The 26002-nt window shown below is 65.0% G+C and carries 26 protein-coding genes; 7 read left to right on the top strand and 19 right to left on the bottom strand.

From position 1 onward, the window contains the following. Positions 1-8 precede the first annotated feature (8 nt). Genes coxB through VE25_RS11020 form a run of 5 tightly spaced genes read left to right on the top strand, consistent with a single transcriptional unit; the run spans position 9 to position 4382 of the window. Complete coding sequence (gene coxB / locus VE25_RS11040) at positions 9-800, top strand: cytochrome c oxidase subunit II (RefSeq protein WP_046108672.1); 792 nt, start codon at positions 9-11, stop codon at positions 798-800. Positions 801-821: 21 nt separating this feature from the next. Beyond that, positions 822-2591 (top strand): cbb3-type cytochrome c oxidase subunit I, encoded by a 1770-nt coding sequence (locus VE25_RS11035; protein ID WP_046108671.1) that lies wholly within the window; start codon positions 822-824, stop codon positions 2589-2591. Continuing rightward, entirely contained in the window at positions 2588-3304 is a 717-nt protein-coding gene (locus VE25_RS11030) for a cytochrome c oxidase subunit 3 (protein WP_046108670.1), read from the top strand. The genes VE25_RS11035 and VE25_RS11030 overlap by 4 nt, the downstream gene beginning before the upstream one ends. Then, the gene (locus tag VE25_RS11025; RefSeq protein ID WP_046108669.1) at positions 3301-4023 is read left to right on the top strand and encodes a heme-copper oxidase subunit III family protein; all 723 of its coding nucleotides are present in this window, start codon (positions 3301-3303) and stop codon (positions 4021-4023) included. Before VE25_RS11030 ends, VE25_RS11025 begins: the two co-directional genes overlap by 4 nt. 5 nt (positions 4024-4028) lie before the next feature. Further along, positions 4029-4382 (top strand): cytochrome C oxidase subunit IV family protein, encoded by a 354-nt coding sequence (locus VE25_RS11020; RefSeq protein WP_046108668.1) that lies wholly within the window; start codon positions 4029-4031, stop codon positions 4380-4382. 240 nt (positions 4383-4622) lie between these two features. Here VE25_RS11020 and VE25_RS11015 read toward each other — a convergent pair whose 3' ends face one another. The 7 genes from VE25_RS11015 to VE25_RS10985 form a co-directional block, all read right to left on the bottom strand. Beyond that, the gene (locus VE25_RS11015) at positions 4623-5483 is read right to left on the bottom strand and encodes a DUF2189 domain-containing protein (protein ID WP_046108667.1); all 861 of its coding nucleotides are present in this window, start codon (positions 5481-5483) and stop codon (positions 4623-4625) included. A 139-nt stretch (positions 5484-5622) separates the two neighbouring features. Continuing rightward, entirely contained in the window at positions 5623-6459 is an 837-nt protein-coding gene (locus tag VE25_RS11010; RefSeq protein ID WP_046108666.1) for a carbohydrate ABC transporter permease, read from the bottom strand. Further along, positions 6452-7342: a carbohydrate ABC transporter permease gene (locus VE25_RS11005; protein WP_046108665.1), complete on the bottom strand. Its 891-nt coding sequence runs from the start codon at positions 7340-7342 to the stop codon at positions 6452-6454. Before VE25_RS11005 ends, VE25_RS11010 begins: the two co-directional genes overlap by 8 nt. A 3-nt stretch (positions 7343-7345) precedes the next feature. Beyond that, positions 7346-8221, bottom strand: coding sequence for an amidohydrolase family protein (locus VE25_RS11000; RefSeq protein WP_046108664.1), 876 nt, complete (start codon positions 8219-8221; stop codon positions 7346-7348). A gap of 63 nt (positions 8222-8284) precedes the next feature. Next, on the bottom strand, positions 8285-9520 hold the full coding sequence (locus VE25_RS10995) for an ABC transporter substrate-binding protein (protein WP_046108663.1): 1236 nt from the start codon (positions 9518-9520) through the stop codon (positions 8285-8287). Between the two features lie 17 nt (positions 9521-9537). Then, on the bottom strand, positions 9538-10506 hold the full coding sequence (locus VE25_RS10990) for a carbohydrate kinase family protein (RefSeq protein WP_052731897.1): 969 nt from the start codon (positions 10504-10506) through the stop codon (positions 9538-9540). 1 nt (position 10507) lies between these two features. Then, positions 10508-11845 (bottom strand): family 4 glycosyl hydrolase, encoded by a 1338-nt coding sequence (locus tag VE25_RS10985; RefSeq protein ID WP_046108662.1) that lies wholly within the window; start codon positions 11843-11845, stop codon positions 10508-10510. 187 nt (positions 11846-12032) lie between these two features. Here VE25_RS10985 and VE25_RS10980 point away from each other — a divergent pair, with 187 nt between their 5' ends. Next, a complete protein-coding gene (locus tag VE25_RS10980) occupies positions 12033-12773 on the top strand; it encodes a GntR family transcriptional regulator (RefSeq protein WP_046108661.1) in 741 nt (246 codons plus the stop codon). Between the two features lie 216 nt (positions 12774-12989). Here VE25_RS10980 and VE25_RS10975 read toward each other — a convergent pair whose 3' ends face one another. The 9 genes from VE25_RS10975 to VE25_RS10935 form a co-directional block, all read right to left on the bottom strand. Continuing rightward, positions 12990-14069 carry an ABC transporter ATP-binding protein gene (locus VE25_RS10975; RefSeq protein ID WP_046108660.1) on the bottom strand — a complete coding sequence of 360 codons (1080 nt, stop codon included), beginning with the start codon at positions 14067-14069 and terminating at the stop codon, positions 12990-12992. Positions 14070-14096: 27 nt separating this feature from the next. After that, entirely contained in the window at positions 14097-16007 is a 1911-nt protein-coding gene (locus VE25_RS10970; protein WP_046108659.1) for a glycoside hydrolase family 127 protein, read from the bottom strand. A 19-nt stretch (positions 16008-16026) separates the two neighbouring features. Continuing rightward, positions 16027-17103 (bottom strand): LacI family DNA-binding transcriptional regulator, encoded by a 1077-nt coding sequence (locus VE25_RS10965; protein WP_083988873.1) that lies wholly within the window; start codon positions 17101-17103, stop codon positions 16027-16029. A gap of 14 nt (positions 17104-17117) precedes the next feature. Then, positions 17118-18014, bottom strand: a complete 897-nt coding sequence (locus VE25_RS10960) for a carbohydrate ABC transporter permease (RefSeq protein WP_052731896.1) — start codon at positions 18012-18014, stop codon at positions 17118-17120. Continuing rightward, entirely contained in the window at positions 18011-18886 is an 876-nt protein-coding gene (locus VE25_RS10955) for a carbohydrate ABC transporter permease (protein WP_046108658.1), read from the bottom strand. Before VE25_RS10955 ends, VE25_RS10960 begins: the two co-directional genes overlap by 4 nt. Before the next feature lie 173 nt (positions 18887-19059). Beyond that, positions 19060-20310, bottom strand: a complete 1251-nt coding sequence (locus VE25_RS10950; protein WP_052731895.1) for an ABC transporter substrate-binding protein — start codon at positions 20308-20310, stop codon at positions 19060-19062. A 507-nt stretch (positions 20311-20817) separates the two neighbouring features. Continuing rightward, positions 20818-22089: an RNA polymerase sigma factor gene (locus VE25_RS10945; RefSeq protein ID WP_046108657.1), complete on the bottom strand. Its 1272-nt coding sequence runs from the start codon at positions 22087-22089 to the stop codon at positions 20818-20820. 1 nt (position 22090) lies between these two features. After that, entirely contained in the window at positions 22091-22441 is a 351-nt protein-coding gene (locus VE25_RS10940) for a YciI family protein (RefSeq protein WP_046108656.1), read from the bottom strand. Continuing rightward, positions 22438-22800, bottom strand: a complete 363-nt coding sequence (locus VE25_RS10935) for a YciI family protein (protein WP_046108655.1) — start codon at positions 22798-22800, stop codon at positions 22438-22440. The genes VE25_RS10940 and VE25_RS10935 overlap by 4 nt, the downstream gene beginning before the upstream one ends. Positions 22801-22957: 157 nt before the next feature. On the opposite strand from VE25_RS10935, the gene VE25_RS10930 reads away from it, so the two are divergent. After that, positions 22958-23152 carry a hypothetical protein gene (locus tag VE25_RS10930; RefSeq protein WP_046108654.1) on the top strand — a complete coding sequence of 65 codons (195 nt, stop codon included), beginning with the start codon at positions 22958-22960 and terminating at the stop codon, positions 23150-23152. Here VE25_RS10930 and VE25_RS10925 read toward each other — a convergent pair. The 3 genes from VE25_RS10925 to VE25_RS10915 are packed head-to-tail and all read right to left on the bottom strand — an operon-like array spanning position 23145 to position 25989. Then, positions 23145-24215, bottom strand: coding sequence for an ABC transporter ATP-binding protein (locus tag VE25_RS10925; RefSeq protein WP_046108653.1), 1071 nt, complete (start codon positions 24213-24215; stop codon positions 23145-23147). The two genes, VE25_RS10930 and VE25_RS10925, sit on opposite strands and share 8 nt — an antisense overlap. Beyond that, positions 24212-25039, bottom strand: coding sequence for a carbohydrate ABC transporter permease (locus VE25_RS10920; RefSeq protein WP_046108652.1), 828 nt, complete (start codon positions 25037-25039; stop codon positions 24212-24214). The genes VE25_RS10925 and VE25_RS10920 overlap by 4 nt, the downstream gene beginning before the upstream one ends. Next, positions 25036-25989, bottom strand: a complete 954-nt coding sequence (locus VE25_RS10915) for a carbohydrate ABC transporter permease (RefSeq protein WP_046108651.1) — start codon at positions 25987-25989, stop codon at positions 25036-25038. Before VE25_RS10915 ends, VE25_RS10920 begins: the two co-directional genes overlap by 4 nt. Between the last annotated feature and the right edge of the window lie 13 nt (positions 25990-26002).

The raw sequence follows: 26002 nt of genomic DNA, 5'->3' as shown, positions 1-26002 counted from the left end.
TGGGGGCGATGATCTTTGCCGTCATCATGGTGCTCATCGTCGTGGGTTCGGTGGTCTTCCACTTCCTGAGCCCCTGGTGGTTCACGCCGCTCGCGTCCAATTGGGGCTATATCGACGACACCACGGTCCTCACCTTCGCGATCACCGGAGCTGTATTCTCGGCGGTGGTGCTGTTCGTCGCCTATTGCCTGTGGAAGTTCCGCCACCAGGAGGGGCGCAAGGCCGCCTATGAGCCGGAGAACAAGCGGCTCGAGAGCATCCTGACGGCACTGACCGCCGGCGGCGTCATCGCCATGCTCACCCCCGGCCTTTTCGTGTGGGCCCAGTTCATCGAGGTGCCGGAGGAGGCGACCAATGTCGAGGTCGTCGGCCAGCAATGGCTGTGGAGCTATCGGCTGCCGGGCGCCGACGGGCAGCTCGGGGGCGCCGACAACCGGCTCATCGGCGTCGACAATACGCTCGGGGTCAATCCGGACGACCCGGCGAGTGGCGACGACGTGATCATCGAGGGCGGCGAGCTGCTGCTGCCGGTCGACAAGCCGGTGCGGTTCCTGCTGCGCTCGATCGACGTGCTGCACGATTTCTACGTGCCCGAATTCCGCGCCAAGATGGACATGATACCGGGCTCCGTCACCTATTTCTGGATCACGCCGACCAAGACGGGCACCTATGAGATTCTCTGCGCCGAACTCTGCGGCACGGGGCATTCCTACATGCGCGGCATGGTCACCGTCGTCACCCAGGAGGAGTACGACGAGTGGCTGACGACGCAGGTCACGTTCGCGGACCTCGCGAGTTGAGGGGGCATCGAGGAGGGACTGATGGCCGACATTCCCCATGAGGCGAGCGCGTCGGCGCCGCCCGCCGAAATCGAGGAAATGGAGCTGCCCCACGCCCACGGCTGGTGGAGCACCTATGTCTTCTCCCAGGACGCCAAGGTCATCGCCGTGCAGTACGCGGCGACGGCCCTCGCCATCGGCGCGGTGGCGCTGGTCCTCTCCTGGCTGATCCGCCTGCAACTCGGCTTCCCGGGCGCCGTCGCCTTCATCGATGCCGAGCGGTACTACCAGTTCATCACCATGCACGGGATGATCATGGTGGTTTACCTGCTCACCGCCCTCTTCCTCGGCGGCTTCGGCAACTACCTCATTCCGCTTATGATCGGCGCGCGGGACATGGTGTTCCCCTACGCAAACATGCTCAGCTTCTGGGTGTACCTGCTCGCCGTGCTGGTGCTGGTCGCCAGCTTCTTCGTGCCCGGCGGGCCGACGGGGGCGGGGTGGACGCTCTATCCACCGCAGGCGATCCTTTCCAACACGCCCGGACAACAGTTCGGCATCGTGCTGATGCTGGTCTCGCTCATCCTCTTCATCGCCGGCTTCACCATGGGCGGGCTCAACTACACGGTCACCGTGCTGCAGGCGCGCACGCGCGGCATGACGCTGATGCGCATGCCGCTCACCGTCTGGGGCATCTTCGTTGCCACCATCATGGCGCTCCTCGCCTTTCCGGCGCTGTTTGTCGCCGCCGTGATGATGCTCTTCGACAAGCTCCTGGGCACCAGCTTCTTCATGCCGACCCTCGTCGAATTCGGCGAACAGCTGAGCTATGGCGGGGGCAGCCCGATCCTCTTCCAACACCTCTTCTGGTTCTTCGGGCATCCGGAAGTCTACATCGTCGCCCTGCCCGCCTTCGGCATCGTCTCGGACCTGATCTCGACGCATGCGCGGCGCAACATCTTCGGCTACCGGATGATGGTGTGGGCCATCGTCATCATCGGGGCCCTGAGCTTCATCGTCTGGGCGCACCACATGTACGTCTCGGGCATGCACCCATATTTCGGGTTCTTCTTTGCGACGACCACCCTGATCATCGCCGTGCCGACGGCGATCAAGGTCTACAACTGGGTGCTGACGCTCTGGCGCGGCGACATCCACTTCACGCCGCCCATGCTCTTTGCGCTCGGCTTCATCGTCACCTTCGTCAACGGCGGGCTCTCGGGGCTCTTCCTCGGCAACGTGGTGGTCGACGTGCCGCTGTCGGACACCATGTTCGTCGTCGCGCACTTCCATATGGTGATGGGCGTCGCGCCGATCCTCGTCATCTTCGGGGCGATCTATCACTGGTATCCGAAGGTCACCGGGCGCATGCTCGACGATGCGATGGCCAAGTTCCACTTCTGGGTGACGTTCCTCGGCGCCTACCTCATCTTCTTCCCGATGCATTATCTCGGGCTGATGGGCGCGCCGCGGCGCTATTTCGAGAGCTCGGACATCCTGTTGATGCCGGAGTCGGCGCACGCGCTCAACGCCTTCATCTCGATCGTCGCCTTCATCGTCGGCTTCGCGCAGATCGTGTTCGTCTTCAATCTCATCTGGAGCCGCAAGCACGGCAAGGAAGCCGGCGGCAATCCGTGGCGGGCGACGACGCTCGAATGGCAGACGCCCGAAACGCCGCCCGGCCACGGCAACTGGGGCAAGGACCTGCCCGTCGTCTACCGCTGGGCTTACGACTACAGCGTGCCTGGCGCGGCCGAGGACTTCATCCCGCAGAACCAGCCGGCGACCGTCACGCGGGAGACACCGGCATGAGCGCGGTGCTGATCTTCATGGCCGTGCTGGCGCTCGGCGCCGGTTGGTGGCTTTCCCGGCAGGGCCTGCTCGCCAAGCCGTGGTTGCAGGTCGACGCGGCCGGCACGCTGGCGCAATCGGCAGAACCGCGCCAGCCGGCGCAGGTCGGGCTCGGTGTCTTCCTCGCCGTCGTCGGATCGCTCTTCGCGCTGCTCATCAGCGCTTATGTGCTGCGCGCCGAGATGACGGACTGGCAGGCGGTACCCCTGCCCTTCATCGTCTGGCCGAACACGCTCTGCCTCATCGTTGCAAGCCTCGCGCTCGAATGGGCCCGAGCGGGCGCCACGCGCGGCAATCTCGGGCACGCGAGGGCCGGCGCCATCGTCGCGAGCGTTGCGGCGCTGGCGTTCCTTGCCGGCCAGCTCGCCGCCTGGAGGATGCTCGCCGGCGGCGGCTACTTCGTCAATTCGGGGCCGGCCGTCAGCTTCTTCTACCTGATGACCGCTGCCCATGGCCTCCACGTCATCGGCGGCATGTTCGCGCTGGCCCGCACGTTCGAGCGCATCTGGCGCAGCGACGGGACGCAGCGCATCCGCCTCAGCGTCGAACTGGCGGCGACCTACTGGCTCTTCATGCTGTTCGTCTGGGTGATCCTGCTTCTGGTGCTCTCCGGCTGGGCCGGCGAGTTCCTCTCGATCTGCGGACAGATCCTGTCGGGGAGTGGCCTCACATGAACGATACCGGCGCAACCCAGCCGCACGCAGCGCCGACGCTGGAACCCGGCTTCAAGGGCATCGTCAAGGACTGGTCTTCCGACCAGCGCTCCTTCAAGACGGCCTCCTGGGGCAAGGTGATGATGTGGGTGTTCCTTCTGAGCGACACCTTCATCTTCGGCTGCTTCCTGCTCTCCTATATGACGGCGCGCATGTCGACGACGGTGCCGTGGCCGAACGCCAGCGAGGTCTTCGCGCTCGAGGTCTTCGGCATGCACATGCCGCTCCTGCTCATCGCCATTATGACGTTCGTGCTCATCACCTCGAGCGGCACGATGGCGATGGCAGTGAACTACGCCTACCGGCGCGACAGGAAGAAGACCACAGCGCTGATCCTGGTGACCGCGTTCTTTGGAGCGATGTTCGTCGGGATGCAGGCCTTCGAGTGGAGCAAGCTCATCCACGAAGGCGTGCGGCCCTGGGGCAACCCCTGGGGCGCCGAGCAGTTCGGCGCAAGCTTCTTCATGATCACGGGTTTTCACGGCACGCACGTGTCGATCGGCGTGATCTTCCTTCTCATCATGGCCCGCAAGGTCTGGCGCGGCGATCTCGACAACGGCAAGCCCGGGTTCCTGACGGGCCGCAAAGGCCGCTACGAGATGGTCGAGATCATGGGCCTCTACTGGCACTTCGTCGATCTCGTCTGGGTCTTCATCTTCGCCTTCTTCTATCTCTGGTGAGCGCCATGGATCATGCAGCCACAGCCAATACCGCCCCGCCGCAGGAGGAGCACCAGGAACATCCGATCAAGCTTTACCTCACGGTCTGGACCTGGCTCTTCATCCTCTCGGTCGGCTCCTACATGGTCGATATCCTGCAGTTCCAAGGGCTCTTGCGCTGGGGACTGATCATTGCGCTGATGCTCTTGAAGGCAGGGCTCATCATCGCCGTCTTCATGCATATGGCCTGGGAGCGGCTGGCCCTCTCCTACGCGATCCTGGTGCCGCCCGTGCTGATCCTCGTCTTCGTCGCCATGATGGGAATCGAAGCAAGCTATACCGAATGGATGCGTGTGTTCTTCCTCAGCGGCGGGACTTGAATCGCCCACCGGCTGTCATCCCTACGAAAGCCGGTACCCGGTAAACGCTGGCCGATCGAGCTGGCTCGACAACCGCCACATCACGGTCATTCCCGCGAAAGCGGGAATCTCTGTCCCTTTCCGGTCCAGCAAACGGAGGTCCCCGCTTTCGCGGGGACGACATGTTGAGGTCTGACGGCCTTGTGGAAAATGTCGCCACGCCCGGCGCCAAACCGGGCGTGGCTTTGGAAGGATAGTCGCCTACGCCGGGCGGACGCCGCTCGGAGCCCGAGCGGCTCGCGGGGCCCTTGCGCGGGCGACGCGACCGGCCTGCGGCACGATCATCTTGCGGTAGAGATGCCAGGTGGCATGGCCGAGCACCGGCATGACGATGATCAGCCCGACGAACAGCGTCGCCATGCCGACCGCCAAGAGGACGGCGACGATGAGGCCCCAGAGCAGCACGGGAATGGTGTTGGTGAGCGAGGCCTTGAGCGAGGTCTCGATGGCCTGGCGCGCCGTCACGTGCCGGTCGAGCATCAGCGGGAAGGTCACCACGGAGATGAAGAGCACCAGCGTAGCAAAGAGGAACCCGATGAGGTTGCCGAAGATGATCAGCGTCCAGCCCTGCCCGGTGGTCAGGATCTCGTAGAAGAGGCCCGAGAGCGATGTCGGCGGCTCGCTGCCGAAAAGCCCGGTGAACAGCACCTGCGCGGTGATGAGCCAGGTGACGAACAGCGCGCAGAGCACGATGCCGACGGTCGCCATCTGCGACAGATTGGGTGAGCGCAAGGCTTCGAATCCATGTCTCCAGGAGGCATCCATCCTCAGCTCCTGGCGGCGACTGACCTCATAGAAGATCAGGGCGACAAAGGGTCCTAGAAGGGCGAAGCCGGTGGCCAAGGGATAGAGCAGCGGCAATATGTTTTGCCCCGAGACCCAAACGGCCGCCACCACCATGACGATCGGGTAGATCACTCCGGCGAACGCGTAGTGCGACGGGTGCTCCCAGAAGTCTTCGAAGCCATGACGCAGGGCCTCCAAGACATCGGAGGTGGTGATGTTGCGGACCTGCGGGGTTTCAACCGTCGTCGTCGTGGCGGTTGCATGCGATTGAGCCATAACCGTTCCTCCCAAACGAGCCATCTGATGGCCGCAGGCTACGTGCCCGGAAAGAACGCTCGGCCACGCGTCTGCGGACCTCATGCCGAACGAGTATAGACAAATCCGTCCGGTCTGTCGCTACCCGGCGGCCAGATAGTCACCGTCCGCCGAAGCTTCCGGCAGTCAACCCCGCAATGAAGGAACGGTTGCCGAGGATGAAGACGGCGATGACCGGCGCGACGGCGAGCACGCTGCCGGTCATCAGCAGCGGCCAGTCGGTGTTGTACTGTCCCTGCAGGGTGCTGAGCGCCACGGTCACCGTCTGCATCTCGGGGCGGGTGGTGACGATCAGCGGCCAGAGGAAGTTGTTCCACTGGCTGACGAACGCGAAAATGGCGAGCGCGCCCAGCGCCGCGCGCGAGAGCGGCATGACGATATAGAGATAGATCTGCCAGTGGGCGCAGCCGTCTATGCGGGCAGCTTCAATCAATTCCTTAGGGATGGTCTTGAAATACTGGCGCAACAGGAACGTGCCGAAGCTCGAGAAGGCAAAGGGCAGGATGAGACCCTGGTAGGTGTCGATCCAGCCGAGCGAGCGCACCAGGATGAAGTTGGGGATGATGGTAACCTGCGGCGGCACCATCAGCGCGGCGAGATAAATGAGAAACAGCGGCTCGCGTCCCCGGAAATCGAGGCAAGCGAAGGCGTAGGCGGCCATGGAGCAGACCAGGAGCTGAGCGAGCGTGATCGCGATGCAGACGACGAGCGAATTGACGAAAGCCCGTCCGAAGGGAATCGCGGAGAAGATCTCGCGGTAGTTGTCGAGCTGCGGATCGGTGGTGAAGAGCGTCGGCGGGAAGCGGAAGACTTCTGCGTCCGGCTTGATCGATGTCGCCAGCATCCAGGCGAAGGGACCGCAGGAGACGATGACGCCGGCGAGCAGCACCGCAAAGATCAGCCAGTCGACGGCGCCGTTGCGGCCCGGCCTAGCCATAATGCACCCACCTGGTCTGCAGCCGGTACTGCACGAGGGTCGCGATGAGGACGATGAGGAAGAGCACCATCGCGGCCGCGCTCGCATAGCCCATCTGATAGAACTGGAAGCCGTTCTGGTAGATGTAGAAGACGAGCGTGTTGGTGGCGTTGGCCGGTCCGGCATTGGTCATCACGAACACCAGCTCGAACACCTGGAAGCTGCCGATGATCGAGATGATGAGGACGAAGAACGTCGTCGGCGAAAGCATCGGCAGCGTGATGTAGTAGAACCGCCTCCAGCCCTGCGCTCCGTCGATCGCGCCGGCATCGTAGAGGTCTTTGGGGATGTTCTGCAGGCCGGCGAGGAACAGCACCATGGCGTAGCCGACGTTCTGCCAGACCGAGACGACGATCACCGCCGGCAGCGCCCAGGTGGTCGAGCCGAGCCAACGCGGCGGATCTGTGATGCCGAAGGCGCTGAGCAGCGCGTTGATCAGCCCGAAATTGGAGTTGAACAGCCATGCCCAGACGAGCGCGGCGGCGATGGTGCTGGTGACCACCGGCAGGAAATAGGCGACACGGAAGAAGGTCTGCCCCCTGATGCCACGGTTGAGCGCCAGCGCGCAGGCCAACCCCAGCACCATCTGCGCGGGCACCGAGGCGAGGACGAAATAGGCGGTGTTGCCCATGACCTTGCCGAAGATACCGTCGCGCGCCAAGGTCATGTAGTTGCCCAACCCGACGAATTTCGCCGGGTTGAAGAGGTCCCACTGGGTAAAGGAGATGAGGAACGCCGCAACGACCGGCAGGCCGGTGAAGGTGATGAAGAGGACGAGGCTCGGCGCGAGGAAGAGCCACGCCGCCACCGCGTCGCGCCGGGCGAGTGATCCCCTCCCCGCCATGGATCAGGCGTCCAGCCCGAAGATGTGTGCGGCGTTGCGGTAGAAGATCATGTCCTGCTGGTCCTCAGTGAGCCCCATCGTGTCGAAAGCCGCCTTCCAGCGAAGGAGATCCGCCTTCATGCGCTTCAGGTCGCAGTCGGAGCCGTAGAGGAGCTTTCTCGGGCTGATCTCCTTGCCGATGTAACCGCCCTCGACGATGTGGTTGTGCACCACGTCGCCACCCGAAATGTCGAAGTAGAGGCGCGGACGCCAACGGGCGATGGCGCAGGCTGTGCGGTAGTCCGGCCAACCCAGGTGCGCGCCGATGATGAAGAGTTCGGGAAAGTAGAAGGCGATGGTGTCGAGATAGATGGGCTGCATGCGGGCGCTCGAGAACCCGTACTTCTCGCGCCGGATCTGCCGGCCGAGCCGATGGACCAGTTCCTCCTCTGCCTTGCCCTCCGGCGGAGCCTTCCAGGCGTCCTCGTTGTCGCCTTCGAGGTAGTCCACCGGCCCGCCGAGGATGCCCGTGTGGAAGAGCAGGCGCAGCCCGCGCGCGGCAGCCGCCTCGTAGTATGGATAGTAGTCCTCGTGGTCGTAGTTCTTGGAGACCCCGATCATCTTGATGCCGTGGAATCCGCGCTGGTAGAAGTCCTCGACCAGCGAGACGGGATCGCGGTCGAGCTCCAGCCGGCCCATGGCGATGACGAGGTCCGGCCGCTGCTCCAGGGCGCGGGCGAGCTTGTCGTTGCCGCGGCCTGGATTGGCGAGGAGCGCGATCTTCTCGATGCCGGCATCCTCGCAGACATCGGAAAGAGCCTCGAGGAAGCCGCGCTCGGCGTCGCGGGTGAAGAGCTTGTCCCAGAATCCATAGTGGACGTGGGTATCGATAACGCGCATCGGAACGGTCCTGATTGCCGGAAAGGTGGAAGGCTCGCGGGAATCCGCCCGCGAGCCGCGATATCACTGGCCGAGGCGGGCGTTGACGTCGCCGGCGATGCCGGCAAGGGCCTCTTCGGCCGTCGCCTCCCCGCTCCAGACAAGGTCGAGAGCGGGCTGGATGTAGAGGTTGGTGATGTCGACGTAATTGGCGAACTGCGGCAGCGGATAGCCGTTCTCGCTTTCAGCCAGGAACACATCGGCGAAGGGCGCGCTGAAGGCCTCGCGCACCGTCTCGCTGCCGATCATCGCCGGCACCGCCGAGGCGCTGGCCGAAGCGAAGATCGCCTGCCCTTCCTCGCCCGCCAGGAACGAGAGGAACTGCCAGGCAGCCTCCTTGTTCTGCGCGTTGGCGTTCATGGCAAAGCCTGCGCCGCCGAGGCGGTTGACCCGCGTGCCGTCGCGCCCGGTCTGAAGCGGAGCCACCGCCCATTCGAACGGAGCATCGGCGAAGGTGCCGAGGCGCGCGGCGTTGGCGATGACCATCGCCGCCTGCTGGCTGAGGAAAAGCTGAGAGGTGCCACCGCTTTGCTGGGATTCCTGGAAGCTCGGCATCACCCGATCCTCGTTGATCATGTCGCCGATGAACTGGATGGCTTCGACGGCCTTGGGCTGGTCGAGCCGATATTGCGTGGGCGCGAAGGAATCGTCGAACACCTCGCCGCCGTTCTGGCGCACCCAGATCGGCCAGTCGTTGGCTTCGAGCGCGAGGCCATAGCGGGCGATGCGCGAACCCTCACGCTGCGTCAGCGCGTTTGCAGCTTCGCGCAGGTCGTCCCAGTCCCAGTTGCCGTCGGGCGGCGCGACACCGGCTTCCTCGAAGGCATCGACATTGTAGTAAAGCGCGTTGGTGTCGTTGTCGCGCGGGATGGAATAGAGCGCGCCCTCGAGCGAATGGCTCTTCAATGCCTCCTGGTTGTAGAGATCGATGGGAAAGCCGCTGTCGGCGATCCACTGGTCGAGCGGCTCCAGCTGGCCGCGCGCGGCATAGGACGGCACGTTGGTGATGAAGAACACGTCGGGCCCGGCGCCGGCGGCCAGCTGCGTGTCGAGCCGGGTGAAATATCCCGACCAGGGCGCATGCTGGACGGTGATGTCGACGTCCGGATGCGCGGCCTCGTAGGTCGAGACGATCTCCTCGAAAGGCGGCAGTTCGGCAGGGTCGCCCCAATAGGCGAAGGTCAGTGCGGTCTGGGCCATCGCGGTCGCGGGAGCCAGGGCGGCGAGCGAGGCGGCAGTCATGAGCAGCAGTCTGTTCATCGTTCCCTCCAGAATTTTCAGTTGATCGTTCCCGTAGTGGCCGACCTCTCCCGGCCGACGGGGCGGTCGCTAGACATCTCCAAAGCGGCAAGGCGTGCGAGTTCGGCAACGGTCGGGGCCGACCGGCTGCCGGGGCCCGTCGTCGATATCGAGCCGCAGAGCACAGCGAAGTGGGCCGATGTCGGGAGCCCGAGGCCCTCGATCATTGCGTGGATGAAGCCGGCATTGAAGGCGTCGCCCGCTCCCACGGTATCGACGACCTCCACTGCCGGCGGGGGGTGAGTAACCCGCATTCCCTCGGAAACGAGCAGCACGCCCCGAGCGCCGTTCTTGACGAGAAGGACCGGCGCCAGCCCCGCAAGCTCGACGACAGCGCGATCCAGTTCGCGCGTGCCCGCGAGCGCCATTGCTTCCTCGGCATTGGGCGAAAACACGTCGGCCAGCGCGATAAGCTCGCGCACGCCGGGCGTCTCCAGGGTGAAATCGCCGCCGCGGCAATCGAGGAAGACCTTGGCGCCTTGCTGGCGGGCGGTGTGGACGAATTCCAGCCAGTCAGGCTCGTAGCGGAAGGTCTGCAGCAGCCAGCGCGGGCGGTGGAGGCGCAGGCACGACATATCCGGCGCGCGTGGAACGGCGGCGCTATAGCTGATGAACCCGCGCTCGCCCTTGTCCGCGAACGCCGCCGAAATGCGTGGGAGCTCGCCGTCGACGCGGCGGAAGGCAACCGGGTCGATCCCGTCGGCACGCGCCTGCGCCAGCACGAAGTCGCTGAAGATGTCGGACCCGAAATCACAGCACCAGCGGGTCGCGAGCCCGAGGCGCGTGGCGGCGAGCGCCATGTTGTAGGTGCCGCCGGGCACGATCGACAGGCCCGATGCGAAGAGTTCCGTGCCGAGCCGCGGCACGCCATCGAGGCCGGCAAAAATCAGGTCGCAGAAGTACTCGCCTGCCACCAGAACATCGCAGTTGCGTGCCGGCGTGATCATCTCAGGCCCACTCCCCCGTGTAGGCCGCGTGCGCTTCCAGATATCCGTCGACCAGCGGACGCGCGCGCGAATATGACAGCACGAGAGGGTGCGCCACCAATGCATCGACCGCAAGCAGGCGGTCACGCCGCCGGATCGCTTCCACGGTCAGGCGCTCGTAGTTCTTGACCGATTTGACGAGGTAGGACTGCCGTTCCGGCATCGGGCCGAAATGCACCGGCTGGATGCCGCAGGCGTCGACATGGCAGCTGACCTCGACGACGTCCTCATCGCGCAAGTCTTCGATCGCGCCGGCATTGGGCACATTGAGGCCGGTGCGCACCCGCTTGCCGCCGGAGAGCGCCTCGATGACGTCCAGCGCGACCCCGGCATAGCCTTCGCCATCATCGGCGGAGTGGCCATTGGCGCCCGCGCCGTTCTGGCTGGCGCCGCGCATGTAGGAGCCGCTGCGCTCGCGCTCGTAGTCGAAATAGAGATCGAGCGCCGCGCCGGCATCGTTGGCCGCTTCCAGCCGGGGCAGCAGGCGGGCGTTCATCGCCTTGATCTCCTCGCCGCGGCTCGCCCCACTGGCGGCGGCAACCGCCTTCTCGGCATAGTAGAAATAATAGAGGTACTCGTTGAGCCACATGCCGTGGCGGCGCACCACCTCGTGCTCGAAAACGCGCTGCACGCTGCCGTCCAGGAAATCGTCGTCGGCCAATGCGTCCGGCAGCAGGTCGCGCCCATCGACCGTTGCGGAACGGGTGAAGGAGAGATGATTGAGGCCGAAGAGCTCGGTGATGACCGTCTCGTCCGGCACGCCGGCCCACCGGGCAACCGCGCGCTGGGCGCCGTTGGCGCTGTCGCAGATGCCGACCACGCGCTCGAATCCCTCATCGCGTAACGCCTGCGTTACAAGTCCGGCGGGATTGGTGAAGTTGATGAGCCAGGCGTCGGGGCAAAGGTCGGCCATGAGCCGAGCATAGTCGAGGATGGCCGGTATGGAGCGCAGCGCCATGGCAAAGCCACCGGCACCCGTCGTTTCCTGACCCAGCACGCCGATATCGAGAGCAATGCGTTCGTCGGCGATGCGCCCATCGGTGCCGCCAGGGCGGATGGTGGTGATGACATAGTCGGCGCCGCCAAGGGCGGTTGCCGCGTCGGTTGCGGTAGTGATGCGGGTCGCAACGCCTTCGCGCCGGGCCAGCTCCTGACAGAGCGTGCCGGCGAGCTCGAGCTGGCGTGCATCGACGTCCATAAGGCAGATCTCGTCGAGACCGATCCGGCCGGCACGGCGCAGCGCCGCCTGCACGAAGAGCGGCGCCCTCACACCTCCGCCACCGATCAGCGCCAGCTTCACGAACCGCCCCTGTTGCCTTTGACGTATATCTGGTTATATCCAGTTAGCCCGAAAGTGAAAAGAGGCTGCCGACTTCTCTCCACAGGACGAGATGGAGGCGAGCGATACCGGCCCCGGCGTTGCCCTGCGTCGGTATGTGCTAGTGTACGGTCTTTAGGGAATCGGCTCACGCCGTCAGAGTTTTTCAATGGCAAAGGCCATCAGCCGCGACGATCCGCGCCCGCTCTACAAGCAGGTCAAAACGCATATCCTCAACACCCTCTATGGCGACGGGGTGCCGGCGCAGGCCAAGATCGCCTCCGAGCGTGAACTGGTCGACCAGTTGGGAGTGAGCCGCATCACCGTGCGGCAGGCGATGAAGGAGCTGGTGCTGGAGGGGCATTTGCGGGCCCAGCCGGGCAAAGGCTTCTATGCCACAGGCCGGCCACGGCGCGGCTACGAGATCGAGCTTTTACGTAGTTTCACCGAGACGGCGCTGGCGCACGGCAAGGTGCCGGGCAGCGCCTTGCTTGCTGCCGAAGCCGTGGCACCACCTTCGGCGGTTGCCGAGGGGCTGGGACTCGTCTCCGGCCAATTGGCGGTCTCGCTCAAGCGCCTGAGGCTCCTCGACGGCAAACCGGTCGCGATCTCGCACGACTGGATCGCGGCCGAGCTCGCCCCCGATCTTCTCACCCTAGACTGGCGGATGGGCAACCGCTCGTTCTATGCGGAGCTGCGCAACCGCTACGGGCTCTTTCCGCACCACGGCCAGACCCTGCTGAGCGCGGCGCTGGCCGGCGAGGAAGAGGCCAGCCTTTTGCGCCTCGAGCGCCCGGCGGCGGTGCTGACCGTCGAGCAGATCGCCTACGACACCGCCGACAGGCCGATCAACATGACTTATTCGGTGCACGACCCGGCGAATTATCCGCTGCGGCTGGAGCAGGGTTAGGCGCTGCGCAGGTCTGCGGTCACGCGGCAAAAAAATGTGAAGGCCTCCTCACCCGGCTCCTGCGGAGCCGATCTCTCCCCCCAGGGAGAGGTGGCGCGCGGTGCGGCGTAGTGCCTCTCTTCACCTCTCCCTTCGGGGGAGAGGTCGACGCGCAGCGCCGGGTGAGGAGGCCTTGTCTGCCGAGTGCAGCCTCGAACCACAAGGGCGGCGCGGCAGCTAAACTACCCGACCATCCTGCCCGAAGAGATGCACACGCGCCGCATCAAAGCGCAGGCCGACCACGTCGCCGATGCGGGCTTCGGATTCGCTGTCGTCCTCGACGACGAGATTGCCGGCAGGCGTATCGACATAGAGGATGGTGGCGTTGCCCAGGCGCTCCACCACGCTCACGCGCCCGTCGAGAACTGCTCCGGAATCTCCGGGTGCCGTCGGGGCGACGTGCTCGGGGCGAATGCCGAGCTCGAGCGCACCATCGGGCCGGCCGGAATGCCGGGTCTCGACGACAAGCGTTCCGGCGCCGCTGAGGTCGAGCGTCACCGCCCTGCCCTCGCCGCCATTGCCGCTGACCGGCAGGAAGTTCATTGCCGGCGAGCCGATGAACGAGGCGACGAACTTGTTCTGCGGCCGGTGATAAAGGTCGAGGGGGGAGCCGACCTGCGCGATGCGGCCGGCGTCGAGCACGACGATGCGGTCGGCGAGCGTCATCGCCTCCACCTGATCGTGGGTGACGTAGATCATCGTGGTCTTCAGCTCCTGGTGGAGCTTGGCGAGCTCGAGGCGCATCTGCACGCGCAGCTTGGCGTCGAGGTTGGAGAGCGGCTCGTCGAACAGGAACACCTGCGGATCGCGCACCAGCGCGCGCCCGATGGCGACGCGCTGGCGCTGGCCGCCCGAGAGCTGGGCGGGTTTCCTGTCGAGATAGGGATCGAGCTGCAGCATGGCGGCGGCTTTTTCCACCTTCCGGGCGATCTCGGCCTTGGGTGCGCCGGCGATCTCGAGGCTGAAGCCGATGTTCTGGCGCACGCTCATGTGCGGATAGAGCGCGTAGGACTGGAAGACCATCGAGATCTGCCGCTTTGCCGGCGGCACCTGCGTCACGTCGCGCCCGGCGATGGTGACCTTGCCGGCGGTGACCGTCTCCAGCCCCGCTATCATGCGCAGCAATGTCGACTTGCCGCAGCCCGAGGGGCCCAGCAGCGCGCAGAACTCCCCGGCTTCGATGTCGAGGCTCAAATCGCGGATCACCTCGACGGCGCCGAACTGCTTGCTGAGCCCCCTCAGCTCCACGTGGGCCATGGTTTCCTCCCTCCCCGGCGTACGCCCCTAGTTCTCGCGTATCCACACCGCCATCGGCCCGAGCTCCCGGTTGGCCCAGATGTAATAGGGCACGGCGGTGAGGGTCACGGGCTGCGGGGTCGGTGGGCTGGTGCGGTAGAGATCGCCGTTCCAGTCGTCCTTGGCGAGCGTCTTGCCTTCTGCTTCCAGCACGGTGATGCCGTCGAAGAGGTCCTGGCGCTCCCTGGCGGCGATCTCGGCCATGCGCGGCAGCACGATCTCCGGGACGGGTACGGGGTTGTCGACCTGCTCGAGACAATAGACCAGCGGCCCGCGCCGCAACGTCACCTTGTTCTGGTCCATCTTGACCCTGGGATTGGCGAAGATGCGCTGCGGGTGCATAGGCAGATCGAGCTCGATCACGTCGCCCTTCCTCCAGTCGCGGCTGATCGTCAGATAGCCGTCCCGCGTGCCGGTGGCGACATCGACCGGCGTGCCGTTGAGGCTGGCCTTGGCGCCTTTGGCCCAGCCGGGGATACGGAGCTTCAGGTCGAGCGCGCCCTCGCCTTCCGGGTCGACGGAGATGCGGATGTTGCCGGACCAGGGATAGTTGCTCGTCTCCTCAACGCGGACCTTGCGTGCGCCCATGTCGAGGGTTGCCGAATTACCGCCATAGAGGTGCATGGCGACGACGTTTTCGCCCACCGAATAGAAATAGCCGCCGACCGACGCGACGAGGCGCGAGACGTTCATCGTGCAGCACGGGCACGGATGCCAGTCCCAGCGCTGGTGAGTGCCGTCGCTTTCGAGCTTGTTCTCGTAGAAATAGTGCTCGCCGTCGCGCGAGAGGCCCGAGAGCGCGCCGTTGAACAGGGCCAGCTCCATGATGTCGGCGTACTTGCCGTCGAGATCGAGATTGAGCATGCGCTGCGCCCAGAAGATCACGGCGACCGAGGCGCAGGTCTCGGCGTAGGCGGTGTCGTTTGGCAGGTCGTAGTCGGTGGTGAAGCCTTCGTTCGAGGCCGAGGGACCGAAGCCGCCGGTAACGTACATGCGGGTGGAGGTCACGTCGTTCCACAGCACCTCGCAGGCGCGCTTCAGTTCCGCGTCGCCGAGCTCGGCGGCGAGGTCGGCCATCGCGGTATACATGTACATGGCCCGCACCGCGTGGCCGACGACCTTGTCCTGCTCACGCACGGGCTTATGCGACTGGCTGTATTGGTGGTTGCCGGATTTGTAGAAGTGGAAGTTCTTGGGATCGTCGCCCCGAGCCACCGCCTCGATGTCGAAATAATGCGGCTGGCGGCCGCGCTCGTTGATGAAGTAGGCGGCAAGGTCGAGCTGCTTCTTCTCGCCGGTCAGCCGGTAGAGCTTGACGAGCGCGATCTCGATTTCCTGGTGGCCGCAATAGCCGCGCTTCTGGCCGGGGCCGGTGCCGAAGGTCGTGCGGATATGGTCGAGATAGCGCTCCATCACGTCGAGCAGCTTGCGCCGGCCGGTCGCCTGGAAATAGGCGATGGCGCCTTCCAGCAGATGCCCGGCATTGTAGAGCTCGTGCCGGTCACGCAGGTTGGTCCAACGGTTCTCGATCTCATGGCCCTGGTACCAGAGGTTGAGATAGCCATCCTCCATCTGCGCTGCGGCAAGCTTGTCGACGATGTCGTCGACCTTGGCTTCGATGTCGGGATCGCGCCGGTGGCGGAGCGCATAGCCGGCCGCTTCGATCCATTTGCCGATGTCGGAATCCCAGAAGACCTGGTGCGTGTGCCCGGTGGGCCCGCGCGGAATGCGCAGCGGCGGGGGCGGGTCGAGCAGCAGCAGGGATTCGAGGATGCCCGAGGAGCCGAGCTTCTCGTACTGGCTGGGGATGGTGCGCGTCAGCACGGTTTCCAGCCGCTCGCGCCAGAACGCGCCCGTCAGTGAAACCCTAGTGAAATCGACCGGTGCGAACTTTCGCATTCAGATACTCCTGCCCTTTTCAAGCTGTTGTCTTGGATTTGGCGCCGCAGCTTTCCCGCACCACCAGAGTGCAGGGCAGCCGTTCGACGCCGGAAAAGCGCTTGCCGCCGATCATGGCGAGGATGCGCCGGCCGGCCTCTTGCCCCAGCGCGTTGAGGTTCATGTCGATGCTCGTCAGCGTCGGGCGGGCGGCCTCGGCCATCACGCCCCAGTTGTCGAAGCCGACGACGCCGACGGCGCCGGGCACGTCGATGCCGCGATCGCGCAGCGCATCGAGGATGCCGCGGGCGATCTGGTCGTTGCCGGCGAGGATGCCGTCCGGCACATCGTCCGGATCGTCAAAGAGGATGTCAACGGCCTGCCGGCCCCAGCTTTCCGACCATTCGCCGCTGAGGAACCAGTTCGAGCGGATCGGCACACCTGCGTCGGCCAACGCCTTGCGGCAGCCGTCGCGGCGCAACTGCACAGCTTCGAACCTCTCGGGCCCGGTGACATGCGCGATGCGGCGGCGTCCGTTGGTGATGAGGTGCGCCGCGCCGAGGTAGGCTCCGCCCTCGTCGTCCGGCAGCAGGCAGAACGAGTGCGGATCGTCGCTCTGCGAAAAGACGAAGACGGTGGGGAGACCCGCGAGATCGACGCCTAGGTTCGGCCGCTTGTCGGCGCGGCGGGCGGTGAACACCAATCCGTCGACGCGTTTGCCCATCAGCTGTTCAATGTGCTGGCGCTCGCGCTCGGGGTCGTCGGTGGCGTTGCACATGAAGACCGCTATCCGCTCCTCGTAGAGCACGCTTTCGAGCCCTTCGAGGATCGGCATGGTGAAGCGACCGAAGCTGTCGTTGGAGATGAGGCCGACGGTAAAGCTCTGGCCCCGGTGCAGCGCCTGCGCCAGGTCGTTCGGGCGGAAGCCCAGCGAGCGGGCCGCTTCGGTCACGCGCTCGCGCGTCTCCTGCTTGAGGCTGCCGGCGTTGTTGAGGGCCTTGGAGACCGTGCCGATGCTCACCCCCGCCGCGCGTGCCACGTCGCGGATGGTCGGTCCCGACCGCTGGGTGCGGTCGGGACGCGTGGTGGGTGGTGCTTCAGGCCGAGACTTATCCATACGCAACGATCCGGTTACTTCACCGCTCCACTGAGGAGCCCGGAGACGTAATAGCGCTGCAGCAGCAGGTAGACGCCGACGCAGGGGATGACCGAGACGATGACGCCGGCCTGCAATGCGCCCCAGTCGACAACGCCGAAAATGCCGGTCGAGACGCCCGTCAGCATCACCGGCACGGTGAAGCTCGTCTCGCGGCTCATGAAGATGAGCGCGGCGATGAACTCGTTCCACGAGCTGATGAAGGCAAAGAGCGAGACGGTGATCATGCCGGGCAGCACCAGCGGCAGGAAGACGCGGCGCAGGATCTGCATGCTCGTGCACCCGTCCATAACCGCCGCCTCCTCCAGCTCGCGCGGGATCGCCTCGAAGCTGTTGCGCATGAGGTAGACCGAGAACGGCAGCTGCAGGATGGTGTGGACGATGGCGAGGCCGACATGGGTGTTGGTCAGCTTCAGCGACGAGAACATGAGGTAGAGCGGCGTCAGCATGGCCTGGTAGGGGATCATCATGCTGGCGAGGATCAAGAGGAAGAACACCTCCTTGAACGGGATCGCATAGCGCGCCAGCGCGTAGCCGGCCGGCACCGAGAGCGCCAGGCAGAAGAGGATGGTCAGGGCCGCAACGACGAGGCTGTTGGCGACGTAAGTCCACAGTCCTGCCTGATAGGTGGCGACCGTTCGGTAGTTCTCGAGGCTGAGCGAGCGCGGCAGGTATTCCGGCGGCACCGCGGCCGCCTCGGCCGGAGGTTTGAGCGAAGCGAGGAACGAGAGCACCAGCGGCACCAGCATCAAGGCGATGATGGCGAGGCACAGCGCTCCGACGAGATAGCCGACAGCCCGGCTACCGCCGACGACGCGGGCATCGGTCGTGCCGGTGGTGATGTTGGTGGCGGGGGAAGCAAGGTCGGTCATGCCGTTTCTCCCCGGCGTTGCAGCGTGATCTGCAGGGCCGCGCCCGCCATGATGACGACCATCAGGATGATCGAGAGCGCGCTGCCATAGCCCAGTTTGAAGTAGACGAAGGAGTTCTGGTAAATCCAGTAGACGGAAGTGAACGTCTGTCCGCGCGGAGCGCCGCGCGTCATCAGATAGAACTGGTCGAAGGCCAGCATCGAGCCGATGGCGCTGATGAGCGTTGCCAGCAGGATCGCCCTGGCGCTCAGTGGCAGGATGATCTTGCGGACCCGCTGCCAATAGCTCGCCCCGTCGATCATCGATGCCTCGACCACCTCGTGGCTGATCGATTGCATGCCCGAGAGCATGATGATCATGCCGAAGCCGACGACCTTCCAGACCACCGAGACAATGACCGCCGTCATGCCCAGATTGGCCCGGTTGAACCAGACGAGCGGCTCCTCGATGACGCCGAGGTCGACCAGCGCCTTGTTGAAGAGGCCCACCTGCTGGTTGAAGAGCCAGACCCAGAGCAGGCTCGAGCTGGCCAGCCCGATCACCACCGGCAGGAACACCACGCCGCGCGTCAGTTGCGCGAGCGGCCGATTCTGCATGGTCAAGAGCGCCAGCAGGAAACCGAGGATCATCAGGATGGGCGTGATGATGAGGGTGTAGCGCACCGTGAACCAGAACGACATCCAGAACGAGCGATCCGAAAAGGCGAGCAGGTAATTGTCGAACCAGACGAACTCGCCGCCGCCGAGCAGGGACTCGCTCGTCATCGAGATCATGATGAGCTGGACGAGCGGATAGAACACGAACACCGCCACGAACAGTAGCGCCGGTGAAAGGTAGAGCAACCCGACATATTTGTTGTTGGTGGAGAGCATTGTGGTTTCCTTGCCGGCCTCCCCCTCATCCGCCTTTCGGGCACCTTCTCCCACAAGGGGAGAAGGGAGGGGTGTCTCGCCCTACCCTCTCCCCTAGTGAGAGAGGGTAGAAAGTTCCCTGTTCAGGGGAACTTTCCGGGGTGAGGAGTCTACGGTATTCCGGCTTTCACTCCCTACTGGCTGGCGATCTCGAGCATGCGTGCCCGCGCTTCTTCGATCGCCCCGTCGACGTCGCCATCGAAGATGGCGCGCTGGAGCATGTTGATCCACGGGCTCGAGTCCGAGTTGACCATGTCGGCGAAGCGGAACACCCACGGCACGTAACCGGCTTCCAGCGCCTGCGCCGTCGCCTGCACCTTCTCGTTGCCGGCGAAATACTCGTTGTCGGCAAGGTCGGTGCGCGTGGTCAGGATCGAGTTCTTGGCGAGTCCTTCGAGCTGGGCTTCATCCGAGAGCACCCAGGTGACGAACTCGCGCGCAACCTCTTCATTGGCGCCGCCGGTAGGGATCGCGACCACGTCGCCGCCCACGAACCCGGAGACTTGGCCTTCCTCGAGGCCGGGCAGGAGCGTCACGCCATAGTCGAAATCGGGGAACTGCCGCTCCATCAGCGAAAGCAGGAACCCGCCCGTGCCGGCGATGCCGACATTGCCGGCGGTGAAGGCGGAAACGAAGTTCTCGCCCGCGTCGACCTCGGCGGCCTCGGGGATGAGCCCCTCCTCCCACATCTGCCGGTATTGGTCGAGCACCTCGCGGATCGCATCGCCTTCGAGCGCGGCGTCCTCGCCGTTGCGCGGCAGGATGTGCGCGCCGCCCGCCACCATCAGCGGGGAAGTCACGAAGATGTTGCAGCCGGGGCATGAGCCGGCGAAGTAGAAGCCGTAGGTGTCGTCTCCGAGCGCACCGATCTGGGTCGCCATATCGTGGATCTCGTAGATGGTTTTGGGCGGCACTTCCGGGTCGAGCCCCGCCTGCCGGAACAGCTCCTTGTTCCAGACGAGGATCGACACGTCCGGCGTGAAGCCGACGCCGTAGATGCGGTCCTCGTAAGTGGCGATGTCCTTATAGGCCTGGATGTGGGTCTCGTAGTTGGGGTCGGCCTGCAGCTGCTCGGTCAGGTCCGCCAGGAACCCGGCGCGCATGAAGTCGGGCATGTAAATGAGGTCGAACGAGATGAGGTCAGGCGCATCCCCTGCCCGCACGCTCGTCGCGAGCTTGGTGACGAGCTGGTTGTCGGGGATGGCGGTCAGCTCGATCTGGGCCTCGTGGGTCTGGTTCCACAGGTCCACCATGAGCTTGCCCGGATCGGCAGCGCTTTCGCGCACCCACATTGACAGGTTCTGGGCAAAAACAGTCGTGGTCATCAGGCCGGCCAGCCCCACCGCAAGCGGCAGCGCGACGGCCAGCATCTTGGAACGTCTCATTGAATTCCTCCCTTGGTGCGCGGCATGGCCCCTCGCCATGCTCCTCCCGCGCATGTTTTCGGAAAAGCTTTTCCCGAGCTTGCCCGAACTCACCGACGGGTGCCTCCTCAAGCGCGTCGGATGTCAGGGAACGGATTCGGAAAAGCTTTTCCGAAGGGAAAATGGCATAGGCACGAACGGCTGACAAGGGGTCTCTGGGAAGGCATCTGCCCCAATGCGCGTGTTTGAGCATCGTTCACCCCCAACTCACTGGCTGTCATCCCGGCGAAAGCCGGGACCCAGTAAACGACGCCGGTGCCGTCCCCGACGATGCTTCCACCTCACCGGGGCATTCACGCGAAAGCGGGTGCCTCTGTTTGCCGTACCGAAAAAGTAACCCGCTTCGCGGACGCGAACCTGCGAGGGAATCGTTGCGCCAAAGCCGACGGGCCGGTGTGTACTGGGTCCCGGCTTTCGCCGGGATGACAGTCGGTGATTGGGGCGAATACGGGACCACCCAAGCGTGTGCTAGCTGGTGCCGCCGCCACCCTCCCCCAACTCCTGCAACCGCTTCTGCAGGAACCGTCGCTCCGGTTCCTGCAACGCCAGCTCCAGTGCCTGCTCATAAGCCTGCCGGGCAGCAGGCTTGTCGCCGGCCCGGCGATAGAAATCGGCCTGGGCGGCGTAGGTCAGGTGGTAGTCGGAGAGGTCCCCCTCCTCCAGCAGCGCATTGACCAGCGCAAGGCCGGCCTGCGGCCCCTGGTGCATACCCACCGCCACAGCGCGATTGAGCCGCACGACCGGCGAGGGCGAGGCGCGCATCAATACGTCGTAGAGCCCGACGATCTCGCCCCAATCCGTCTCGTCGGCGGTCCGAGCCCGCGTGTGGACGGCGGCGATGGCGGCCTGAAGCGTATAGGGCCCGATCTGGCGGGTGGCGAACGCCCGGTCTATGAGGCCAAAGCCTTCTTCGATCAGCGCCCTGTCCCAGAGCGTGCGGTCCTGGTCGGCAAGCAGGATCACCTCGCCGTCCGGGGTCGTGCGCGCGTCACGACGCGAGTCGTGGAGAAGCATGAGCGCGAGCAACCCCATGGTCTCGCCCTGCGGCAACAGGTCGAGCATCAGCCGGCCGAGCCGCACCGCCTCGGCGGAAAGGTCGGCGCGGATCAATTCCGTGCCGGAATGAGCCGAATAGCCCTCGTTGTAGACGAGATAGATGACGCGCAGCACCGCATCCAGCCGCTCGGGCAAAGCCGAGAGCTCCGGTACCTCGTAGGGGATTCTTTCCTCGCGGATCCTCGCCTTGGCCCGCACGATCCGCTGCGCCAGAGCCGGCGGACGGGCGAGAAAGGCGCGGGCGATCTCCTCCGTCGTCAGGCCGCAGAGCTCGCGCAGCGTCAGCGCCACCTGCGCCGGCTGCGGCAGCGCCGGGTGGCAGCAGGTGAAAATCAGCCGGAGCTGATCGTCCTTGATGACCGCGTCCGCCATCTCCTCCCCCTCTTCCGCATCAGAGACGATCTGCTCGGCAAGTTCGGGTTCCATGGCTCTGAAGCGGGCGCGACGGCGCAGCTTGTCGATGGCGCGGAAGCGCCCGGCCGAGACGAGCCACGCGCTTGGATTGCCCGGCACGCCCTCGCGCGGCCAGCGGTCGGCGGCGGCCACGAACGCATCGTGCAACGCCTCCTCGGCGAGGTCGAAATCGCCGAGGAGGCGGATGAGGGTCGCGAGCACCTTGCGCGAGTGTTCGCGATAGGCGCCTTCGATCAGTCCGCCGCGCGGGATGGGCGCCGGCGCGTCCATCTCACTGCCAGACCATGATCGGGCGCACCTCGACGGCGCCAATGCGGGCGAGCGGAATGCCCTTGGCGATCTCGATAGCCTCGGCCATGTCTTTCGCTTCGACGAGAATGAAGCCGGCGACGTGCTCCTTGGTCTCGACATAGGGGCCGTCAGTCACGCTCGCCTCGCCCTTGCGGACGCGCACGGTCACGGCGGTGCCGGTATGCTGCAGCGCCTCGGCGAGGATGTAGTTGCCCTGCGCCTCGAGCTGCTTGTCATAGGCCATGGAATCGCGGTCGATCGCCTTCCAGTCCTCCTTGGAAAGGGTCGCTTCGATTTCGGAGTCGGCGCAAACCAGACAGAGGAACCTCATTTCTCGATCCTTTCGAGATGGTCGATCGGCCGCACCTCGATGGAGCCGACGCGCGAGAGCGGCATGCGGGCGGCGAGCGCTACGGCTTCGTTGAGGTCGCGTGCTTCGACGATGTGGAAGCCGGAGAGGTGCTCCTTGGTCTCGGCGAATGGGCCATCGGTGGTCGAGAGGCTCCCATCCCAGGTGCGCACTGTGATCGCCTCGCTCGGGAACTTCAGGGCTTCGGAGATGAGGTAGTTGCCGCTCGCGCGCAGCTCCTCGTCATAGTCGAGCATGGCGTTGACGAAGCCGTCGCGCTCGTCCTGGCTCATCGGAGCGAACTTGGCCTCGTCAAGATAGATCAGGAACATGTATTTCATGCGTGCCTCCCTTGGGTGAACGATACCCTTAGCCGAACGGGCTGCGCCACATTCGACACGGTCGGCTGCATTTTTTCTTTCATTTCATCGAAGGCATCTGTCGAAAACAGCTTCGGGCATTCGGCCAATTGCGAACCCTTTCGCAAGGAGATGACCGATGGACCTTCTGCTCGCCTGCCACATATCGCAGCTCAACGCCCTCAAACGCCCACCGCGGGGCGAGAACATGGAGGACGCCTACTTCCGCACAGTTACGACGAGCCTGCCCGCCCTGGGCGGCGTCACCCGGCTCGCCGTTGCCGCAGTGCTGCTGGTTCCGCTGATTTCCGTGCTGGCCTACAGCGTCATATGACGCGTTCGCTCTCGACGTCGAAGAGGTGCACGTTCTCGGGCGCGATGGTCAGGCCCATGACCTCGCCGGCCGAGAGCGGGCTGCGGCCGTGGATCACCACCGTGATCTCGGGGTCCGTCCCGCTCGAGATGTACGTCATCGAGCCGGTCGATTCGACAACACCGACGGGCAGGCGCAGCGCCGCCGTCTCAGCGTTCGTCACCGTCAGGTGTTCGGGGCGCAGCCCCGCCGAAACCCTGCGTCCTGGTTCCAGCGCGCGCCCTATCGGCAGGCGCGGCGCGTCGGGCAGGTCCAACAGGACCGCCTGCCCGTCCTCGCTGATCATCGCAGGCACGAAGTTCATCGCCGGCGAGCCGATGAAGCCGGCGACGAACCGGCTGGCCGGCTTGTCGTAGAGCTCGAGCGGAGCGCCCTCCTGCTCGATCACCCCGTCGCGCATCACCACCACGCGGTCGGCCATGGTCATGGCCTCCACCTGGTCATGCGTCACATAGACGGAGGTGGCGCCCAGGCGGTCGTGGAGGGCGCGGATCTCCTTCCTCATATGGACGCGCAGCGCCGCATCGAGGTTGGAGAGCGGCTCGTCGAACAGGAACGCCTTGGGGTGGCGGATGATCGCCCGGCCCATGGCGACACGCTGGCGCTGGCCTCCCGAGAGCTCGCGCGGGAAACGGCCGAGAAGGTGCGAGAGACCGGTGGTGCGCGCCACTTCTTCGGCAGCGGCCAGCGCCTGTTCCTTGGGCGTGCCCTTGAGGCGCAGCGAGTAGGTGAGGTTCTCGGCCACCCGCATGTGCGGATAGAGCGCGTAGCTCTGGAACACCATGGCGACGTCGCGCTTTCGTGGCGGTACGTCGTTCATCACCTCGCCCGCGATCTTCATGGTGCCGCCAGTAATGGTTTCCAGTCCGGCCAGCGAGCGCAGGAGCGTCGACTTCCCGCAGCCCGAAGGGCCGACGAGCGCAACGAAGGTTCCTTTTTCGATCGAGAGGTTGATGTCCTTCAAGGCATGGAACTGCCCGTAATGCTTGTCGACGCCGGTCAGCTCGATCTGAACGTTGCTCATTTGAGGGCTCCCGAGGTGAGGCCGGAAACGATGCGGCGCTGCAGTAGCACGAAGACGGCGAGGATCGGCGTCACGTAGATGGCCGAATAGGCCATGATGGCGTTCCAGTCGCTGGAGTTGGGTCCGAGGAAGCCGGAGAGCCCGACGCTCGCCGGCTGGAAGCGCGGGTCCTGGATGATCGACTTGGAGTAGATGTATTCGCCGAACGCCGACATGAAGGTCAGGATGGCGCAGACCAGAATGCCGTTGCGCGCCAGCGGCAGGACGATGGTGAAGAACGCCCCGACGCGTGAATTGCCGTCGACCAGCGCCGCCTCCTCCAGCTCACGCGGCACGCTCATGAAGGTGGCGCGCACCAGCACCACGAAGAACGGCATGGCCTTGGCCGCCGAGGCGAGGATCACGGCAAGGCGCGGGCTGCCGAGCAGGCCCACCTGGTTGAAGCCGACGAAGAGCGGCGTGATCATCACCGACGCAGGCAGCACCTGCAGCATCAGGATGCAGAAGAGCCCAACGTCGACCCAGGCGTTGCGGTAGCGCGCCAGCACATAGGCGCAGCCCGTGCCGAGGATCACCGTGACCGCGGTGACGCCCGCGGCGATGATCGTCGAGTTCCAGAGGAAGGTGCTCATGCTCCGGCGCGCCCAGACACCCGGATAGATTGCGAACTGCGGGTCGGCCGGCCAGAAGCTCGGCGGGTTGGCGAAGATCTCCGAGTTGGTCTTGAGGCTGGTCACGTACATCCAATAAAGCGGGAAGAGGTAGACCGCCGCCATGGCCAGCGCCACGGCGAGGAGCACCCATTGCGTCCAGGGCCGGGTCATCCGCGCACCTCGCTTCTGGTCGAGCGCACGTAGAGGATCGAGGCGAAGAGCACGAGGACGAACATCATCACCGAGATCGTCGCGCCGCGCGCGAAATCATAGAGGGTGAACGACATCTGCCAGGCCCAGTACTGCGCGACGGTCGAGGAATTGGCCGGGCCACCCTCGGTGATGGCCGGGAAGAGGTCGAACTGTTGCAGTGTGCCGATGAGGCCGAGCGAGAGCACGGCGCCGATCGTCGGGCGCATCATCGGCAGGGTGATGGTCAGGAACCGCTTCCAGGCGTTGGCGCCATCGAGCGCGGCCGCTTCGTAGAGTTCCTTGGGGATCGCCGCCAGCCCAACCGAAAGCAGCAGCATGTTGAAGGCGAGCCCGAGCCAGATATTGGCGATGGTGACGGCCCATATGGAAAAGTTCGGGTCCGACTTCCAGAAGATGGCCGCCTCGATGAGGCCGAGCGAGCGCAGGATGGCGTTCAGCACGCCGAAGTCGCCGGCGAGAATCCAGCTCCAGATGGCGCCGACGACGAGGCCGGGCATGACCCAGGAAACGAGGAACAGCCCGCGGATGGTCGCCGCGCCCGGAAAGTTCTGGGCAAAGAACAGGGCGAGCGCGAAGCCGAGGACGAACTGGCCGGCCATCGAGCCGACGACGAAAATGATGGTGTTGCGCACAACCAGCGGGAACTCGGGCTGCGAGATCACCGAGATGTAGTTGTCGAACCCGGCGAACGGCCGGATCCAGGCTCCCAGGGTGAACATGTCCACCTGCTGGAAGCTCATCAGCACGTTGTAGATGAGCGGCAGGCCGGCGAGCAGCACCAGAAACACCAGCGGCGCGGCAACGAGCAGAATGTCGAAGCCATTGCCGTCGCGGATGCTGGACAGGATTCGCGAGACGGGATTGCCGCGCCGACGCGAATTGACCGCAGGTGCCTCCGATATATCCATGGTCGACCTCTCC

The organism is Devosia geojensis (genome assembly GCF_000969415.1).
GTDB lineage: Bacteria > Pseudomonadota > Alphaproteobacteria > Rhizobiales > Devosiaceae > Devosia > Devosia geojensis.
The sequence above is the reverse complement of the archived record's forward strand: the minus strand, read 5'-3'. Positions and strand labels throughout refer to the sequence as shown.

Excerpts from the sequence above, each read along its gene's own strand:
- coxB (WP_046108672.1), top strand. The coding sequence starts at position 9 with ATGATCTTTGCCGTCATCATGGTGCTCATCGTCGTGGGTTCGGTGGTC.
- VE25_RS11035 (WP_046108671.1), top strand. The coding sequence starts at position 822 with ATGGCCGACATTCCCCATGAGGCGAGCGCGTCGGCGCCGCCCGCCGAA.
- VE25_RS11030 (WP_046108670.1), top strand. The coding sequence starts at position 2,588 with ATGAGCGCGGTGCTGATCTTCATGGCCGTGCTGGCGCTCGGCGCCGGT.
- VE25_RS11025 (WP_046108669.1), top strand. The coding sequence starts at position 3,301 with ATGAACGATACCGGCGCAACCCAGCCGCACGCAGCGCCGACGCTGGAA.
- VE25_RS11020 (WP_046108668.1), top strand. The coding sequence starts at position 4,029 with ATGGATCATGCAGCCACAGCCAATACCGCCCCGCCGCAGGAGGAGCAC.
- VE25_RS11015 (WP_046108667.1), bottom strand. The coding sequence starts at position 5,483 with ATGGCTCAATCGCATGCAACCGCCACGACGACGACGGTTGAAACCCCG.
- VE25_RS11010 (WP_046108666.1), bottom strand. The coding sequence starts at position 6,459 with ATGGCTAGGCCGGGCCGCAACGGCGCCGTCGACTGGCTGATCTTTGCG.
- VE25_RS11005 (WP_046108665.1), bottom strand. The coding sequence starts at position 7,342 with ATGGCGGGGAGGGGATCACTCGCCCGGCGCGACGCGGTGGCGGCGTGG.
- VE25_RS11000 (WP_046108664.1), bottom strand. The coding sequence starts at position 8,221 with ATGCGCGTTATCGATACCCACGTCCACTATGGATTCTGGGACAAGCTC.
- VE25_RS10995 (WP_046108663.1), bottom strand. The coding sequence starts at position 9,520 with ATGAACAGACTGCTGCTCATGACTGCCGCCTCGCTCGCCGCCCTGGCT.
- VE25_RS10990 (WP_052731897.1), bottom strand. The coding sequence starts at position 10,506 with ATGATCACGCCGGCACGCAACTGCGATGTTCTGGTGGCAGGCGAGTAC.
- VE25_RS10980 (WP_046108661.1), top strand. The coding sequence starts at position 12,033 with ATGGCAAAGGCCATCAGCCGCGACGATCCGCGCCCGCTCTACAAGCAG.
- VE25_RS10975 (WP_046108660.1), bottom strand. The coding sequence starts at position 14,069 with ATGGCCCACGTGGAGCTGAGGGGGCTCAGCAAGCAGTTCGGCGCCGTC.
- VE25_RS10970 (WP_046108659.1), bottom strand. The coding sequence starts at position 16,007 with ATGCGAAAGTTCGCACCGGTCGATTTCACTAGGGTTTCACTGACGGGC.
- VE25_RS10965 (WP_083988873.1), bottom strand. The coding sequence starts at position 17,103 with ATGGATAAGTCTCGGCCTGAAGCACCACCCACCACGCGTCCCGACCGC.
- VE25_RS10960 (WP_052731896.1), bottom strand. The coding sequence starts at position 18,014 with ATGACCGACCTTGCTTCCCCCGCCACCAACATCACCACCGGCACGACC.
- VE25_RS10955 (WP_046108658.1), bottom strand. The coding sequence starts at position 18,886 with ATGCTCTCCACCAACAACAAATATGTCGGGTTGCTCTACCTTTCACCG.
- VE25_RS10950 (WP_052731895.1), bottom strand. The coding sequence starts at position 20,310 with ATGAGACGTTCCAAGATGCTGGCCGTCGCGCTGCCGCTTGCGGTGGGG.
- VE25_RS10945 (WP_046108657.1), bottom strand. The coding sequence starts at position 22,089 with ATGGACGCGCCGGCGCCCATCCCGCGCGGCGGACTGATCGAAGGCGCC.
- VE25_RS10940 (WP_046108656.1), bottom strand. The coding sequence starts at position 22,441 with ATGAGGTTCCTCTGTCTGGTTTGCGCCGACTCCGAAATCGAAGCGACC.
- VE25_RS10935 (WP_046108655.1), bottom strand. The coding sequence starts at position 22,800 with ATGAAATACATGTTCCTGATCTATCTTGACGAGGCCAAGTTCGCTCCG.
- VE25_RS10930 (WP_046108654.1), top strand. The coding sequence starts at position 22,958 with ATGGACCTTCTGCTCGCCTGCCACATATCGCAGCTCAACGCCCTCAAA.
- VE25_RS10925 (WP_046108653.1), bottom strand. The coding sequence starts at position 24,215 with ATGAGCAACGTTCAGATCGAGCTGACCGGCGTCGACAAGCATTACGGG.
- VE25_RS10920 (WP_046108652.1), bottom strand. The coding sequence starts at position 25,039 with ATGACCCGGCCCTGGACGCAATGGGTGCTCCTCGCCGTGGCGCTGGCC.
- VE25_RS10915 (WP_046108651.1), bottom strand. The coding sequence starts at position 25,989 with ATGGATATATCGGAGGCACCTGCGGTCAATTCGCGTCGGCGCGGCAAT.